The organism is Sulfurospirillum barnesii SES-3, assembly GCF_000265295.1.
Taxonomy (GTDB): Bacteria; Campylobacterota; Campylobacteria; order Campylobacterales; family Sulfurospirillaceae; genus Sulfurospirillum; species Sulfurospirillum barnesii.
The window spans coordinates 1,667,147-1,680,953 of the sequence record NC_018002.1 but is presented as its reverse complement, the minus strand read 5'-3'; the positions used below and the strand labels follow the sequence as shown (position 1 = coordinate 1,680,953).

Sequence of the window (13,807 nt, the reverse complement as noted above, 5' to 3'; positions counted from 1 at the left end):
TTTTCTTTGTGATTGATTATGCGCAAAAGAATGTATATGCTAAAGCGCTCTCTTTGTTGGATGAGGATGTTTTGTATGCGTTTGAAACACCTCTTTGTTCTTCAAAAAAGCTTACATGTAAAGCAGTTACATGTAAAAAAACGTATCCATCTCCAGAGGTATATTTTCAAAAATTTGATGCAGTGATGGAAGAGATTAAAGCAGGTAACACCTATATGCTAAATCTTACAGCCCAAACAAAAGTGGAAGTGTCCTTTGATTTGAAGTCACTTTTTTACGCAGCACACGCACCGTTTAAACTCTATTTTAAAGACCAATTTGTTGCTTTTTCTCCTGAGCGATTTGTTAAAATACAAGCCAATCAGATTCATACGTACCCCATGAAAGGGACGATTGATGCGAGTGTTCCTAATGCTGAAGCGGTTATATTGGGCGATGAAAAAGAAAAAGCAGAGCATGTTATGGTGGTTGATTTGTTACGCAATGATCTCAGCATGGTTGCCAAAGAAGTGCGTGTGGAAAAATTTCGTTATATTGAAAAAGTGCATACATCGGATAAAACATTGTTGCAAGTGAGTTCTCATATTCAAGGAACATTGGACGAGCAGTGGCATGAACGCATTGGTGATATTCTCTCCACCCTTTTACCAGCAGGTTCCATCAGCGGAACACCCAAGCGAAGCAGCGTGGAGATTATTGAGCGTATTGAGGGATACGATAGAGGCTTTTACACAGGTATTTTTGGAATTTACGATGGCACAATGCTTGATAGTGCCGTGTTGATTCGTTTTTTAGAGAAAACGGATGAGGGGTATGTCTTTAAAAGTGGTGGAGGAATTACCGTGCTTAGTGAGGCAAAAAAGGAGTACGATGAGGTGTGCGATAAAGTCTATTTCCCCGTGTTTTGAAACGATTAAAGTGCAAGATGGATATTTATACCATCTTGCGTTTCATCAAGCACGGTTTGATAAAACACGCCATGCACTCTATGGTGCGAAGGAGAGCATACGCTTAAGTGAGCATCTTACGCCTCCAAAAGAGGGTCTTTATCGGGTGCGTGTCGAGTATACGTCAGGTATTGAAAAGGTGGAGTATTTTCCCTATGTGCCTCGTTTGTTTGAGCGTTTTTTAGTGATGGAACGTGATGAGCTATCGTATGCGTATAAATATTGTGATAGAACACTCTTAGCAACTGACCTTCAAGGGAAATTTGATGATGTAATCTTTACATGTAAAGATGTTTTAAAAGATACCAGCATTGCAAACATTGCTTTATTAATCGATGGACAATGGTACACCCCAACACATCCCCTTTTAGAGGGAACAACACGTGCTCGGTTGCTTCTAAGTGGATTCTTAAAAGAAGCACCGCTAAGACGCCAAAGCCTTCAAAAAGCGCAGAAATTTGCTATAATGAATGCACTTATTGGATTTAAAATCCTTCACAACGTACTTATTAAGGAATGAAATTTGAATTGGGAACTTAGCGCATTATATGAAAATGAAGCCTCTTTGGAGAGTGATTTAAAGGATGCCAATAGCCGTGCTAAAAGCTTAGAAACGATGTGCAAAGGGAAACTAAAAGCGTTACATGTCAATGAATTTTTAGAAGCTATTCGTGAATACGAAGCAATTAACGAAAAACTAGGACGCATTATGACGTATGCGTTTTTACGCTTTGCTACGAACAGTGAAGAGGGTGGATTTTATGCAAAATATCAACAAGAATACAGCAAGATCGCTGAGAATCTTCTCTTCTTTGAATTAGAATTTAACAAACTTTCAAAACCTAAACAAGAAGAGTTAATAGCCTCTGCGCCCATGTACAAGTTTTATTTGGAATCGTTGATAGAGGAAAAACCTTACCAGCTTTCACAAAAAGAAGAGCGCATTTTGCTCAAAAAAGAGATGACTTCTGCGTCTGCTTTTAGCAGGCTTTTTGATGAGCATTTTAGCCGTTTAAAATTTAGTTATGAGGGAGAAAAACTTTCAGAAGAAGAGATTTTAAGTAAGCTGCAAGATGCCAACCGTGAGGTACGAAGAAAAGCAGCGAGCGTTTTTACAAAAGGCATTAAAGAGCATCAGCCGTTATTGGCGTATATTTTCAATATGATTAAAGCCGATCTTGCCAATGAATGTGAATTGCGTGGGTATAAAAGTGCAGAACACCCTCGCCATATTGATAATAAAATTACACAAAAAAGTGTCGATGCTTTGGTGAAGAGTGCTGAAAATAGTTTTCATTTGGTGCAAGCGTATTACACACAAAAAGCAAAACTTTTAGGGCTTGAAGAATTATTTGAGTACGACCGTTACGCTCCACTTGAGACATCCAATGCACGATACGATTTTGATACCTCTAAAGAGATTGTCCTTAAAGCTTTTGAAAAGTTTAATCCAAAATTTTATGAAATTGCATCTATGGCATTTGAAAATGGTTGGATTGATGTTTTTCCAAAAGATAAAAAACGAGGAGGGGCGTTTTCGCACCCTGCAACTCCCTCAACCCATCCTTATGTGCTTTTAAATCACACCAATACCAGGCGTGATTTGTTTACTTTAGCCCATGAATTAGGACATGCGATTCATCAGTATCTTTCTCGTGGTGTGGGCTATTTGGGGAGTGATACACCCTTAACAACTTCTGAGACAGCCTCTGTTTTTGCGGAAATGTTGGTGTTTGATGCGATCAAAGACGATTTAAGCAAAGCGGAGAAACGCTCTTTATATGCAAGTAAAATTGAGGATATTTTCTCAACGTTTTACCGTCAAATTAACTTTACAACTTTTGAGCGAAAAGTCCATGCGCATGAGGGTGAGTTAGACCTTGCGACGTTGAATGCTTATTGGATGGAAGAGAGCCAAAAAATGTTTGGCACAAGTATTACCCTCTCTAAAAATTATGCATTGTGGTGGAGCTACATTCCTCATTTTATTCATTCGCCTTTTTACTGCTATGCGTACAGTTATGGGCAGTTGTTGGTTTTGGCATTATATGGTTTATATAAAAAGAGCGATAAAGCCCACTTTGTGCAAACCTATACCGCATTTTTAAGTGCAGGGGGAAGTCAAAGTCCCAAAGAGCTCATTAAAAAATTTGGGTTTGACATTGAAGATGAAAATTTTTGGAAATTGGGTATTGGCGAAATTGAAATCCTCTTAGCGGAGTTTAAAGGATTGTGCGATGATTGAAACAGTGCTAGGCGATGATGCTTTTCATGCTTTAATGCAAAAGCATACCAAAGAGATTATTGACTTACTGCTTAAACAAGGGGTCTCTTTTTCGATTTTAACCAATATTTCTGATGTTGGATTTAATCCTGAATTGCCTGAGAGTATTACTCATAATTTTAAACCTATTACGATGTTTTTTCTAGCAGGGTACACGTTTGAGAGTGCGCAAATTTACAATGATATACTCAGTTTTGAGGCAGGATTTGGGAATGATAATTTTGGCTCTTTGGTAAGTGTTCCATTGGATGCTATTTTGCAAATTGTTATTGAAGAGGTGCCCGTGTTTATCAATCTAAGCACACCTTCTAAGGTACTGAAAAAAGCGCCAAAGGATAATGGCATCAAACGCTCAATGGAAGCGTTGATGGCCAATCCTGAAAATCAAAAGTTGATTAAAAAGTAGGAACGATTGCTTTATTAGGGTGTTTACTCATAAGATAGTTAATGACACTGTCAATCAGCGCATCGTGTTTGCGATCTTTTAAGTAGCATAAGTAGAGCATTCGTGTGAGCTTCAAGCCTTTCATCTTAGCAGTAAAAAGTTCGCCTCTTTCGATTTCATCAGCAATAATATATTTTGAGAGGATGGAAACGGTGGGTGTACCTTCTTGAATATTTGATTTTAAGAGAGTTTGTTTCACCGCCGTTGAACTAGTGAGTATGCTCTTAACCTTAAAGCTTTTGCAATCCACATCGATTTTTTCAAATGTGTCATGAATGATTTTTCGTGTATGCGACTCTTCTTCTCTGCAAATCCAATTGAAGCTCAGTAAATCTTCTTTAGTGAGGTTTTTTGGTAGAGGGGATTTACTGGTAATGACCAATTCATCTTCCATCCATTCTCTGTAAATAATACCTTCTTGAAAGTAGGGCGCTTCCACAAGGGCAAGGTCCACTTTTTTATCTAAAAGCTTTTCGGTAATGTCTGCTGTATTTTCAACTTTAAGCATAACATTGTTTTTAATGGCATCTTGAATGTCATTGAGAAAATCGGGCAGAATGTAATTTCCAATCACCGCAGAAGCCCCTAGTACAAAAATAACCTCTTTATTGACAAGTCTTAGCATTTCACGTTCTGCTGCTAAAATTTGTTTTTCAAGTTTGATCGCAACTTTATAGAGCTCTTCTCCAGCAGTGGTTAGCTTAATACCATTTTTTTTACGATCAACAATCTGCACATCCAAATACTCTTCTAAAAGTTTGATTTGTTGTGTGACAGCGGGTTGACTGATACCTAGCTTTTTAGAGGCTTTTGAAAAGCTTTTTTCTTTAATAACGGTTAAAAATGTCTCTATCTTAGAAAAATCTTTAAGCATGTGAACGATCCTTATGGAAATAAACGTATGATAAGCATTATAACTAAAATTAATAAATTTAGGCAGAGTGAAACGCTACGTTTGGCTTAAACTTTTTTTGCTATAATAAAGACTATATCAACAAAAGTAGAAAAGCGATGCAAGATTTAGCGACGTTAAATGAATCACAACAAGATGCAATCAAATGTGTGGATGGCCCTGTGCTTATTTTAGCAGGCGCAGGCAGTGGTAAAACTAAAACCATTACCACAAGGCTTTCGTATTTGCTTTCTTTAGGCATTCCAGCAGCCAATACGCTTACGCTAACCTTTACGAATAAGGCTGCTAGCGAGATGCGAGAACGTGCTATGGCAATGATAAATTCACACTCGTATCCCCCACTGTTGTGTACCTTTCATAAATTTGGTCTTTTGTTTTTAAAATTTCACATGGATAAATTAGGGCGTAAGAACAGTTTTGTGGTCATTGACACCGATGATAAAAAACGTATTTTAAAAAATTTAAATACATCCAGTGAACTTCCAACAGGAATGATTGCTAGTGAAATTTCACGGTATAAAACTTCTTTGCTGGACCCCAAAGTCGCATGGGAAAAGGCAGAACAGCAAAATTATCAAATTATTGCAAAATTATATGAACAGTATGAAGATTATCTGCTTTCCAATAATTTAGTTGATTTTGACGACCTCTTGGTGCTTCCTTATAAAATTTTAGAGAGCGATGAGACTTTATGTGAAGAGACCAGTAGACGCTATCAATACATTATGGTCGATGAGTATCAAGATACAAATGAACTGCAGTATAAACTGCTTCGTAAGCTTTGCCATACACACAGCAATTTGTGCGTGGTGGGCGATGATGATCAAAGTATTTATGGCTGGCGTGGAGCAAATATTAAAAATATTTTGGAATTTCATGAATCCTTTGAAAATGTAAAAATTGTTAAACTTGAAAAAAATTATCGCTCGACCACGCAGATTCTTAAAGCGGCAAATGATTTAATCGACCACAATCGTGGACGCATCGGTAAAGTCTTAGAGAGTACAAAAGGGGAGGGCAAAGCCATTGAAGTCCTCGAATCACATGATGAAAATCAAGAAGCGTTAAGCATTGCTCGAAAAATTCGAAAGCTTATTGAAAGCGGTGTAAATCCTAGGGATATTGCGGTGTTGTACCGCATTAATGCGCTGAGTCGTTCTTTAGAAGAGGGACTTAACAAAGAGAAAATTCCTTACAACATGGTAGGGGGTGTAAAGTTTTATGAGCGTGCTGAGGTCAAAGATGTCATCAGTTATCTCCGTGTCATTGCCAATCCTCATGATGATTTTTCCATCAAGCGCATTATCAATCGTCCTAAACGGGGTCTTGGAAAAGTGACGATGGAACGCATTTTTAAAGCAGCGTACGAGAACACGCAATCCATTTATGAGTACATTACATGTAATGAGGAAGGGATTGAAAAAGAGGCGAGTAAAAAAGCAGCGCTAGCACTCAAAGAGTTTGTTCACAATATTGCTCGTATGCAAACCATTCAAGCCCATTCCACCTACGATATGATTGATGCAATTGAAGAGGCGTTTGCCATTAAAGAGTATTATAACAATCAACCAGACTCGCTAGAGCGTCTCTCCAACATTGATGAATTTTATGGACTTTTTCGAGATTATGTGAAACAAAATCCGCAGATGGGCGTGGATGATTTTTTAAATGAATTGGCATTGCAGAGCGATCAAGATCAGATCGATAGTGAGAATATCTCCATTATGAGTATTCATGCGAGTAAAGGTTTAGAGTTTGAATACCTGTTTGTGATTGGTCTGGAAGAGGGATTTTTCCCATTGGTTGGCGATGGAAGCGATATAGAAGAAGAGCGTCGTTTGGGGTATGTCGCCATTACTAGAGCAAAAAAAGAGCTGACCCTTAGTTTTTCAGGAAGTCGTTTTTACAAAGGAAGACGAACGGAACTTTCAAAAAGCCGTTTTTTAAAAGAAGCAGGGGTGTGTGAGGGAAGTTTGATTTTAGAGAGAACCACATCGTTTAAAAAAGGGGATTTGGTCAAACACAAAATCTTTGGAATTGGTCGTGTCACTGAAGTGAGTAAGGTGGGTAGGGAGTTTAAATTACAAATTAATTTTAGTGGAACCAAACGTGATATTTTGGCTTCCTTTGTCGAGAAAATTTAGTGCAAAACCGTCTTTTTGTGGCATATAAGCCAGCGAACATGGTGTGTAACCATTTTTTAAGTCGTATCAAAAGGCGTTATGGTGTAAAAAAAGCAGGGTTCTCAGGCACGCTTGACCCCTTTGCTCAGGGCGTTTTAATTGTGGCATTTGGTCAGTTTACCAAACTGTTCCGTTTTTTAAAAAAAGCGCCTAAAACCTACCGTGCTACGTTATGGATTGGCGCTTCAAGTCCTACGTTAGATAGTGAGAAAATTGAGCATGTTGAAGAGATGATGCCTTTTCATCCTGATTCCATTACCATTATGCTTCAAAGTATGCTAGGGGATATAAGCTATTTACCGCCTAAATATTCGGCTAAAAAAATAGAGGGTAAACGGGCGTACGATTTAGCACGCAGTGAACAAGATTTTGAGATGAAAACTATCACGAGTCATGTGTATGATTGTCGTTTGGTGCATTATGCGCATCCTTTTTTAACCTTTGATATTACGATTTCAGAGGGTGGGTATGTGCGAAGTATGGGTGCTTTGATGGCTCAAAAATTGGGATTTAGTGGTTCTTTAAGTGCCTTACATCGCTTAAATGAGGGTGCATTCATTTATGTGCATGAAAAAGCGCTCAATCCCTTAGACTATCTTGATTTGCCTATCAATTGTTATCGTGGTGATGCAAGTGATGTGTTGCTTGGGCGAAAATTGCAGGTTGAAAATTTTGAAAAACAAGAAGAAGGTGTCTATTATTTGCTCAACGATGATGTCTTGAGCATTGTGCAAATCAGTGCAGATGGAGTAGAATACCTTTTAAATTCATTATCGCTAAAGGCATAAGATGTTGATATTAACACGAAAAGTGGGCGAAGGTGTTGTTTTAAACGAAACGATTACGGTGAGGGTGATTGATATATCCAAAGGGCTTGTTAAACTTGGATTTGATGCTCCTAAAGAGATGATGATCTTGCGTGAAGAACTTGCTCAAGCCATTAAAGAGACCAATATAGAAGCCAGTAAAAGTGTTCGCCCTGACGTACTTTTAGATTTAAGTAAGAAGCTTAAATAATGCAGTATGAAGCACATGCTAAAGTCAATATTTTTTTGAAAATTGTAGGAATTCGTGGCAATTACCACGAATTGTTTTCACGCTTTATGCTTGTTTCTCATCTGTTTGATACGTTGAGTTTTGTACCGAAATCATCTCGTATGCCTTTTGAGTTGGTGGGGGATTTTAACTGTGCTTTAGAGCAGAACACTGTGTATAAGATTTTTCAGACTTTGCAAAAACACGGTTTTGATACAGAGATACAAAATGTCATGCACCATGAGGCGTTACATGTAAACAAAAGAATCCCCTCAGGTGCAGGGCTTGGAGGTGGCAGTAGTGATGCTGCCACATTTTTAAAAATGCTCAATGATCGGGCAGATTTAAAATTGAGTGCTGAGGATATGATGGCATTGGGTGCTGAGGTGGGTGCGGATGTAGCATTTTTTGCCTCAGGGTATACGAGTGCCAATGTCAGGGGTATTGGTGAAAAGGTAGAAGCTTATGATGAAGCGCCATTGGATTTGGATGTTTTTACGCCACCACTTGCGTGTGATACTGCTCGTGTGTATCGTACGTACAGGGAATATTTTTTGCAATTCATCAATCCTTCTTTGGCCGCATCTATGGTGGATATGAGCAGTGAGGCTTTGCTGCAAAGTTTTGGCAAAGAAGAACTGAATGATTTGTACCCTGCTTGTTTACAGGCGTATCCTGAGCTTAGGTCATATGAAAAAGAGGGATGGTTTTTTAGTGGGAGTGGTAGCAGTTTTTTTAGAATGAAAGAGAAATAGAAGGTAAAGAGATATGGGTGAATCCGTTGCACGTAATAAAAAAGCATTTCATGATTATGAAATTTTAGAGAAATTAGAAGCAGGTATTGTGCTTCAAGGCAGTGAAGTAAAAGCGATTCGTCAAGGCAGGGTCAATTTAAAAGACTCATTTGTGAAGATTATTAAAGGGGAGGCGTTTTTGCTCAATGCGCATATTTCGCATCTCTCAACCGCAAATTTAAATTTTGCCCCCAATGAAAGAGCGCCTCGAAAACTCCTTTTACATGTAAAGCAAATACGTAAATGGGAGATGAAAGTGGCAAAAGATGGCTTAACCATTGTCCCCTTAGCTATCTATTTTAATGCCAAAAATCTTGCTAAAGTAGAGATTGCTTTGGCTAGAGGGAAGAATGAGCATGATAAACGAGAGAGTTTAAAAGAGAAAGATGCCCAACGTGAGGCTAAAACAGCCATGAAAAATCATCTTTATAAAGAGTAGTTTACAGATTATTTATCTAAAAAAAGTAGAATAAACCAAAAAATATGGGGCACACCATGAAATATTATCTTGCACGTCTGCTTATCTTGCTACCACTTTTATTAATTGGGTGTGGTTCTGAACCCAAAAGTGAAGCAACAATGGCGGTTAAAGAGACCTACAAAGCGGGTGAAAAAGTTGAGCTTAAAAGCGTTACAGGGGCAAAAGTGACTTTGTTACGCAAAAACAATGGTTTTGTCATTGAAGAAGATGAGGGAAAACTCATTTTGATTGATATTTTTGGTACATTTTGTCCTCCGTGTCAAGAAGAAGCGCCTGCGTTGATGGATTTTCAACTTCAAAATAGTGATGATGTGATGCTCATAGGGCTTAATTTCCTTGAAGAAGTGAGTGATGAATATGTCATTGAGAATTTTGCGGCAAAGTACAATGCCTATTATTTTATTAGCAATTCACCTAAAAATAAAAAATTGGTTGAAACCATTTTGCAAGATATTGCTTATAAACAGGCGCTTCAAATTCCTTTTAAAGTGCTTTTAAAAGAGGGTGTTTATCAAAAGGTGAGCGATATTTATGAGAAGAACCCAGAGAACAAATTTTACATTGGTAAAGTTGGCTTGGATGTGATTCAAAAAGATATTGATTTGCTTATTGAAAAGTAGAGGATTATGATGCATCAGCCTATGCATGGGTTTGAAAATGAACTCTTAGATGAAATTGAAATAAAAGAGCCAAAGCGTTACAGTGTTTTTTTATTAAATGATGATTACAGTAGTATGGAATTTGTTATTAAAGTGTTAATGCAGGTTTTTCATCATGGTTTAGAAAAAGCGACAGAAATCACACTGGCTGTGCATGAAAAAGGTAAAGGGCTTTGCGGTGTTTATACCTATGAAATTGCAGAAACGAAAGTAGCCACGGTTCGTAAAATGGCAAAAGAGGAACGATTCCCTCTGCGTGCTATTATGGAATCAGAATAAGGAGGGAACTATGGTTAGTCAAGAACTTAATTTTGTCTTTAATGATGCCATTGCGTTTGTTAGAAAGCACCGTTTTGAGTATATAACGGTGGATCATCTCTTTTTTGCACTTTTAAGTAATGACCATATTGTTCATTTGCTTCAAGAGTGTGGGCTAAGTATTGGCTTTTTAAAACGCTCTATGGAAAAATATTTTACCGCACACCCTCAAGTTGTTCCCAATGATACCGCCTATGAACCAGCAGAAACGGTGGCGCTTTCTCGTGTAATTGAATCGATGATGTTACATGTAAAGAGTGCAGGAAAAACAGAAGCCAGTGTGTATGACCTTTTAATTTCTATGATGGATGAACAAAATGCCTTTTGTGTCTCGTTGCTCATGCAACACGGTGTTGATAAATTGTTGATTATTGAAGAGGTAACCTTGCACAGCTCACCCGAGGAAAAAGGGGCGATTAAAGCGGAAGAAAAAGAGAGTGCGCTTCGTAAATATACCATTGATTTGATTGCATTAGCAGAGCAAAAGAACATTGATCCTTTGATTGGAAGAGCTGATGAGTTAAAACGAATGATGCAAATTTTATGCCGTAGAAAGAAAAACAATCCTCTGCTTGTGGGTGAGCCAGGTGTAGGCAAAACAGCTATCGTTGAGGGTTTAGCTTTGCATATTTATGAAAATAAAGTGCCTGAAATTCTCAAAAAAACGCCTGTGTATGCACTGGATATGGGTTCTTTAATGTCAGGGACAAAGTATCGGGGTGATTTTGAAAAACGCCTTAAAGAGATACTTTTAGAATTAGAAGCACAAAAAGGCTCTATTTTATTTATTGATGAGATTCATACCATTGTAGGAGCGGGTGCTACGGGCGGTGGTTCAATGGATTTATCGAACTTGCTTAAACCTGCCCTTGCTTCTGGAAAAATTCGCTGCATTGGTGCCACAACCTATGGAGAGTTTCGTAATTTTTTCGATAAAGACAAAGCTCTAAGCCGTCGTTTTGCTAAAATTGATGTTTTAGAGCCCAGTATGGAAGATGCCTTTTTGATTCTTAAGGGACTGAAGAGTCATTACGAAAAGCACCACGGTGTCAAATATCCCACAGAGGTGATTAAAGCTTCGGTTGAATTAGCAAAAAAATATATCAGCGATAAGTTTTTACCCGATTCTGCCATTGATTTGATTGATGAGGTGGGTGCGTCGTTTCATTTGGAGAAAAAACGTAAAAAAGTGGTTGACATTAGCGACATTGAAACAGTCCTTTCTAAAATTGCCAATATCCCAAATCGCAGTGTTACTCAAGATGAGGGTACACTTATGCAGCATCTTGAAGCACACTTGAAGTCGAAGATATTTGGGCAAGATGGTGCCATTGAAGCCTTGGTTAAGGCGATTAAACGAAGCCGTGCAGGCCTTGGAAATCCCACATCTCCCATTGGCGCTTTCTTATTTGCAGGGCCTACGGGTGTGGGCAAAACCGAAGTAGCAAAGCAATTAGCGTATGAGCTTGGTGTTCATTTTGAGCGATACGATATGAGCGAATATATGGAAAAACATACCGTAAGCCGTCTTATTGGTGCTCCTCCTGGCTATGTGGGCTATGATGAGGGTGGGCAACTCTCTGAAGCGATTAAAAAGCATCCTTATTGTGTGCTTTTGCTCGATGAAATTGAAAAAGCACATCCTGATATGCTCAATATTTTATTGCAGATTTTTGACAGTGCAACGCTGACGGATAACAATGGTACGAAAATTGATTTTCGCAACGTTATTATTATGACCTCCAATTTAGGAACAAAAGAAGCACCGACGATGGGCTTTACAAAAAGCGAAACCTCTCGAACCGATCATGCCATTAAAGAGTTTTTTTCTCCAGAATTTAGAAACCGTTTGGACGAAGTGATTCATTTCTCTGCATTAAGTGAATCTATTATGATTCATGTTGTAGAAAAACTTTTATTAGAGTTATCTGAACAACTTCAAGATAAAAAAGTTGAAATTACAGCCACCTTGGCTGCTAAAAAATACCTTGCACATGAGGGGTATAGCAAAGAGATGGGTGCACGAGTGATGCGTCGCGTGATACAAGAGCAAATTAAAACGCCACTTGCTGAGGAAGTGCTTTTTGGAAAGCTAAAACATGGTGGTGTATGCCACATCGATTTCAAGGCAAAAAAACTCGTTTTTAGTTACAGCGGTGGCAACTAAGATTCTTATTCCACAGCTTCATCCAAAGGATTATGAGTTTCCTAGTCCCTTGGATGCGAGTGATGAGGGGCTTTTGGCATGGGGCGGTGATTTAGCGCCTGAACGGTTATTGCGCGCTTATAGCGAAGGTATTTTCCCATGGTTTAATGAAGATGACCCTCTTCTTTGGTGGTCTCCTAACCCCCGTTTGATTCTCTTTCCCGATGCTATAAAACAAAGCAAAAGCCTTTTAAAAAGTATGAAACACTTTGACATACGCTACGACACATGCTTTGAGCGTGTGATGCGTTCGTGTTGGCAGACAAGGCTTGCAAAAGGGCAAAAGAGTTGGATTAATGAGGCATTGATTGAATCGTTTTGTGCTTTACATGTAAAAGGATTTGCTCATTCTGTGGAGACTTTTTTTGAAGGAAATTTAGTGGGTGGTTTGTATGGGCTTTATCTAGGAGGGATGTTTTGTGGTGAGTCGATGTTTTCCATAAAAACAGATGCCTCAAAAAGTGCTTTGGTTGGGCTGTGTCGCAAAGTAAAATCTCTGGGGGGTGATTTTATTGATTGCCAATTACCCACAGAGCACCTTAAATCCTTAGGGGCAATAGAAAGATCCCGTGAGGTCTTTTTGAAGATGACTCAAGAGACCTTAAACAAAAATGGCTTAAAGGAGGGCACATGGTAGAACAGATTACGCCCGTGTTTTTGTTCGTTTTTTTAGGGTATGCCTTTAAGCGTATTAAGCATGATATTTCAGAAGCCCTCACCGAGTTTGTGATTTATTTTTCACTTCCTGCATTGGCTTTGTCAAAAATTAGAAAGCTTGAATTTAATGATGAAATTTTTAATGTAATTTTAATTGCATACATAGCAATGGGCATTGCATCTGTTTTGGCATACGGTGCTGGGCGGGTTATGAAACTCAATAAAAGAGACCTCGCTACGGTTATGATCGTATCCATTTTTGGTAATACGGCATTTGTAGGCTTCTCGTATGTTGAGTCGTTGTACTCTTTGGACCATGTGGTGTATGCGTTGGTGTACGATCAAATGGCAAGTTTTATTGCACTCTTAACCTTTGGTGTTGTGATTATTGCGTGGGGTGGTGGACAGGAGCGAGGTGTCAAAGAGGTTGCAAAACAGATGTTTTTTTCACCGCCACTGTTAGCCATTGTTGCTGCTATTTATTTTCAAGGTACTGTTTTTCCCTCATTTATTGAGACGATGTTGGACAAATTTCAAGCGACATTAATTCCTCTGGTAACCACCATTGTGGGGATGAAACTTGATTTTAGGGCAATGCCTTTGTATTTTAAAGAAAATCTTGTGGCATTGAGTATAAAAATGCTTATTACGCCCTTGTTGATGCTCTTTTATTTTGTATATTTTGCAGATTTGAAAACAGATGCCATGCAAATTACCTTTTTAGAAGTGGCTATGCCTCCTATGACGATGGCGGTGGTGCTTGCAATTCGTGGTGGATTAAATAAGGATTTGGCGATTAACGCTTTGGCTTTGGGGATTTTATTTTCGTTTTTGAGTATAACGCTTTGGCATAAGCTCATTTTATGAAAGAAAAGACTACGATAA

The 13,807-nt window shown here is 38.5% G+C and carries 15 protein-coding genes; 14 read left to right on the top strand and 1 reads right to left on the bottom strand.

The genetic code is table 11. The annotated features are described in order from the left end of the window. The first annotated feature begins 8 nt into the window (after window positions 1-8). From SULBA_RS08435 to SULBA_RS08420, 4 genes are read left to right on the top strand one after another with little or no spacing between them, the layout of a single operon-like run. The gene (locus SULBA_RS08435; RefSeq protein WP_014769870.1) at window positions 9-908 is read left to right on the top strand and encodes an aminodeoxychorismate synthase component I; all 900 of its coding nucleotides are present in this window, start codon (window positions 9-11) and stop codon (window positions 906-908) included. Further along, entirely contained in the window at window positions 871-1,467 is a 597-nt protein-coding gene (locus SULBA_RS08430) for an aminotransferase class IV (protein ID WP_014769869.1), read from the top strand. Before SULBA_RS08435 ends, SULBA_RS08430 begins: the two co-directional genes overlap by 38 nt. 3 nt (window positions 1,468-1,470) lie before the next feature. Next, complete coding sequence (locus tag SULBA_RS08425) at window positions 1,471-3,192, top strand: M3 family oligoendopeptidase (protein ID WP_014769868.1); 1,722 nt, start codon at window positions 1,471-1,473, stop codon at window positions 3,190-3,192. Continuing rightward, the gene (locus SULBA_RS08420; protein ID WP_014769867.1) at window positions 3,185-3,637 is read left to right on the top strand and encodes a hypothetical protein; all 453 of its coding nucleotides are present in this window, start codon (window positions 3,185-3,187) and stop codon (window positions 3,635-3,637) included. The genes SULBA_RS08425 and SULBA_RS08420 overlap by 8 nt, the downstream gene beginning before the upstream one ends. Here SULBA_RS08420 and SULBA_RS08415 read toward each other — a convergent pair. Next, the gene (locus tag SULBA_RS08415) at window positions 3,627-4,550 is read right to left on the bottom strand and encodes a LysR family transcriptional regulator (protein ID WP_014769866.1); all 924 of its coding nucleotides are present in this window, start codon (window positions 4,548-4,550) and stop codon (window positions 3,627-3,629) included. The two genes, SULBA_RS08420 and SULBA_RS08415, sit on opposite strands and share 11 nt — an antisense overlap. A 137-nt stretch (window positions 4,551-4,687) precedes the next feature. Between SULBA_RS08415 and SULBA_RS08410 the strand changes: the two genes are divergently transcribed. From SULBA_RS08410 to SULBA_RS08365, 10 genes are read left to right on the top strand one after another with little or no spacing between them, the layout of a single operon-like run. Beyond that, window positions 4,688-6,733: an ATP-dependent helicase gene (locus tag SULBA_RS08410; RefSeq protein ID WP_014769865.1), complete on the top strand. Its 2,046-nt coding sequence runs from the start codon at window positions 4,688-4,690 to the stop codon at window positions 6,731-6,733. A gap of 38 nt (window positions 6,734-6,771) precedes the next feature. Then, entirely contained in the window at window positions 6,772-7,560 is a 789-nt protein-coding gene (locus SULBA_RS08405) for a pseudouridine synthase family protein (protein ID WP_050985306.1), read from the top strand. 1 nt (window position 7,561) lies between these two features. Then, complete coding sequence (gene csrA, locus SULBA_RS08400; protein ID WP_014769863.1) at window positions 7,562-7,789, top strand: carbon storage regulator CsrA; 228 nt, start codon at window positions 7,562-7,564, stop codon at window positions 7,787-7,789. Beyond that, entirely contained in the window at window positions 7,789-8,562 is a 774-nt protein-coding gene (locus tag SULBA_RS08395; RefSeq protein WP_014769862.1) for a 4-(cytidine 5'-diphospho)-2-C-methyl-D-erythritol kinase, read from the top strand. The genes csrA and SULBA_RS08395 overlap by 1 nt, the downstream gene beginning before the upstream one ends. A 13-nt stretch (window positions 8,563-8,575) precedes the next feature. Further along, window positions 8,576-9,040, top strand: a complete 465-nt coding sequence (gene smpB, locus SULBA_RS08390; RefSeq protein WP_014769861.1) for an SsrA-binding protein SmpB — start codon at window positions 8,576-8,578, stop codon at window positions 9,038-9,040. Between the two features lie 56 nt (window positions 9,041-9,096). Then, complete coding sequence (locus SULBA_RS08385; protein ID WP_041671833.1) at window positions 9,097-9,702, top strand: TlpA disulfide reductase family protein; 606 nt, start codon at window positions 9,097-9,099, stop codon at window positions 9,700-9,702. Between the two features lie 9 nt (window positions 9,703-9,711). After that, window positions 9,712-10,020 carry an ATP-dependent Clp protease adaptor ClpS gene (locus SULBA_RS08380; RefSeq protein WP_014769859.1) on the top strand — a complete coding sequence of 103 codons (309 nt, stop codon included), beginning with the start codon at window positions 9,712-9,714 and terminating at the stop codon, window positions 10,018-10,020. Between the two features lie 10 nt (window positions 10,021-10,030). Continuing rightward, a complete protein-coding gene (gene clpA / locus SULBA_RS08375; protein WP_014769858.1) occupies window positions 10,031-12,226 on the top strand; it encodes an ATP-dependent Clp protease ATP-binding subunit ClpA in 2,196 nt (731 codons plus the stop codon). Further along, a complete protein-coding gene (aat, locus tag SULBA_RS08370; protein ID WP_156790569.1) occupies window positions 12,216-12,902 on the top strand; it encodes a leucyl/phenylalanyl-tRNA--protein transferase in 687 nt (228 codons plus the stop codon). The genes clpA and aat overlap by 11 nt, the downstream gene beginning before the upstream one ends. Then, window positions 12,896-13,789 (top strand): AEC family transporter, encoded by an 894-nt coding sequence (locus SULBA_RS08365; RefSeq protein WP_014769856.1) that lies wholly within the window; start codon window positions 12,896-12,898, stop codon window positions 13,787-13,789. The genes aat and SULBA_RS08365 overlap by 7 nt, the downstream gene beginning before the upstream one ends. Window positions 13,790-13,807: the final 18 nt, after the last annotated feature.

What these genes read in the sequence shown, in the direction of transcription:
- SULBA_RS08420 (WP_014769867.1), top strand. Translation starts at nt 3,185, where the DNA reads ATGATTGAAACAGTGCTAGGCGATGATGCTTTTCATGCTTTAATGCAA.
- csrA (WP_014769863.1), top strand. Translation starts at nt 7,562, where the DNA reads ATGTTGATATTAACACGAAAAGTGGGCGAAGGTGTTGTTTTAAACGAA.
- SULBA_RS08410 (WP_014769865.1), top strand. Translation starts at nt 4,688, where the DNA reads ATGCAAGATTTAGCGACGTTAAATGAATCACAACAAGATGCAATCAAA.
- SULBA_RS08415 (WP_014769866.1), bottom strand. Translation starts at nt 4,550, where the DNA reads ATGCTTAAAGATTTTTCTAAGATAGAGACATTTTTAACCGTTATTAAA.
- SULBA_RS08395 (WP_014769862.1), top strand. Translation starts at nt 7,789, where the DNA reads ATGCAGTATGAAGCACATGCTAAAGTCAATATTTTTTTGAAAATTGTA.
- SULBA_RS08405 (WP_050985306.1), top strand. Translation starts at nt 6,772, where the DNA reads ATGGTGTGTAACCATTTTTTAAGTCGTATCAAAAGGCGTTATGGTGTA.
- smpB (WP_014769861.1), top strand. Translation starts at nt 8,576, where the DNA reads ATGGGTGAATCCGTTGCACGTAATAAAAAAGCATTTCATGATTATGAA.
- clpA (WP_014769858.1), top strand. Translation starts at nt 10,031, where the DNA reads ATGGTTAGTCAAGAACTTAATTTTGTCTTTAATGATGCCATTGCGTTT.
- SULBA_RS08365 (WP_014769856.1), top strand. Translation starts at nt 12,896, where the DNA reads ATGGTAGAACAGATTACGCCCGTGTTTTTGTTCGTTTTTTTAGGGTAT.
- SULBA_RS08385 (WP_041671833.1), top strand. Translation starts at nt 9,097, where the DNA reads ATGAAATATTATCTTGCACGTCTGCTTATCTTGCTACCACTTTTATTA.
- SULBA_RS08430 (WP_014769869.1), top strand. Translation starts at nt 871, where the DNA reads ATGAGGTGTGCGATAAAGTCTATTTCCCCGTGTTTTGAAACGATTAAA.
- SULBA_RS08380 (WP_014769859.1), top strand. Translation starts at nt 9,712, where the DNA reads ATGCATCAGCCTATGCATGGGTTTGAAAATGAACTCTTAGATGAAATT.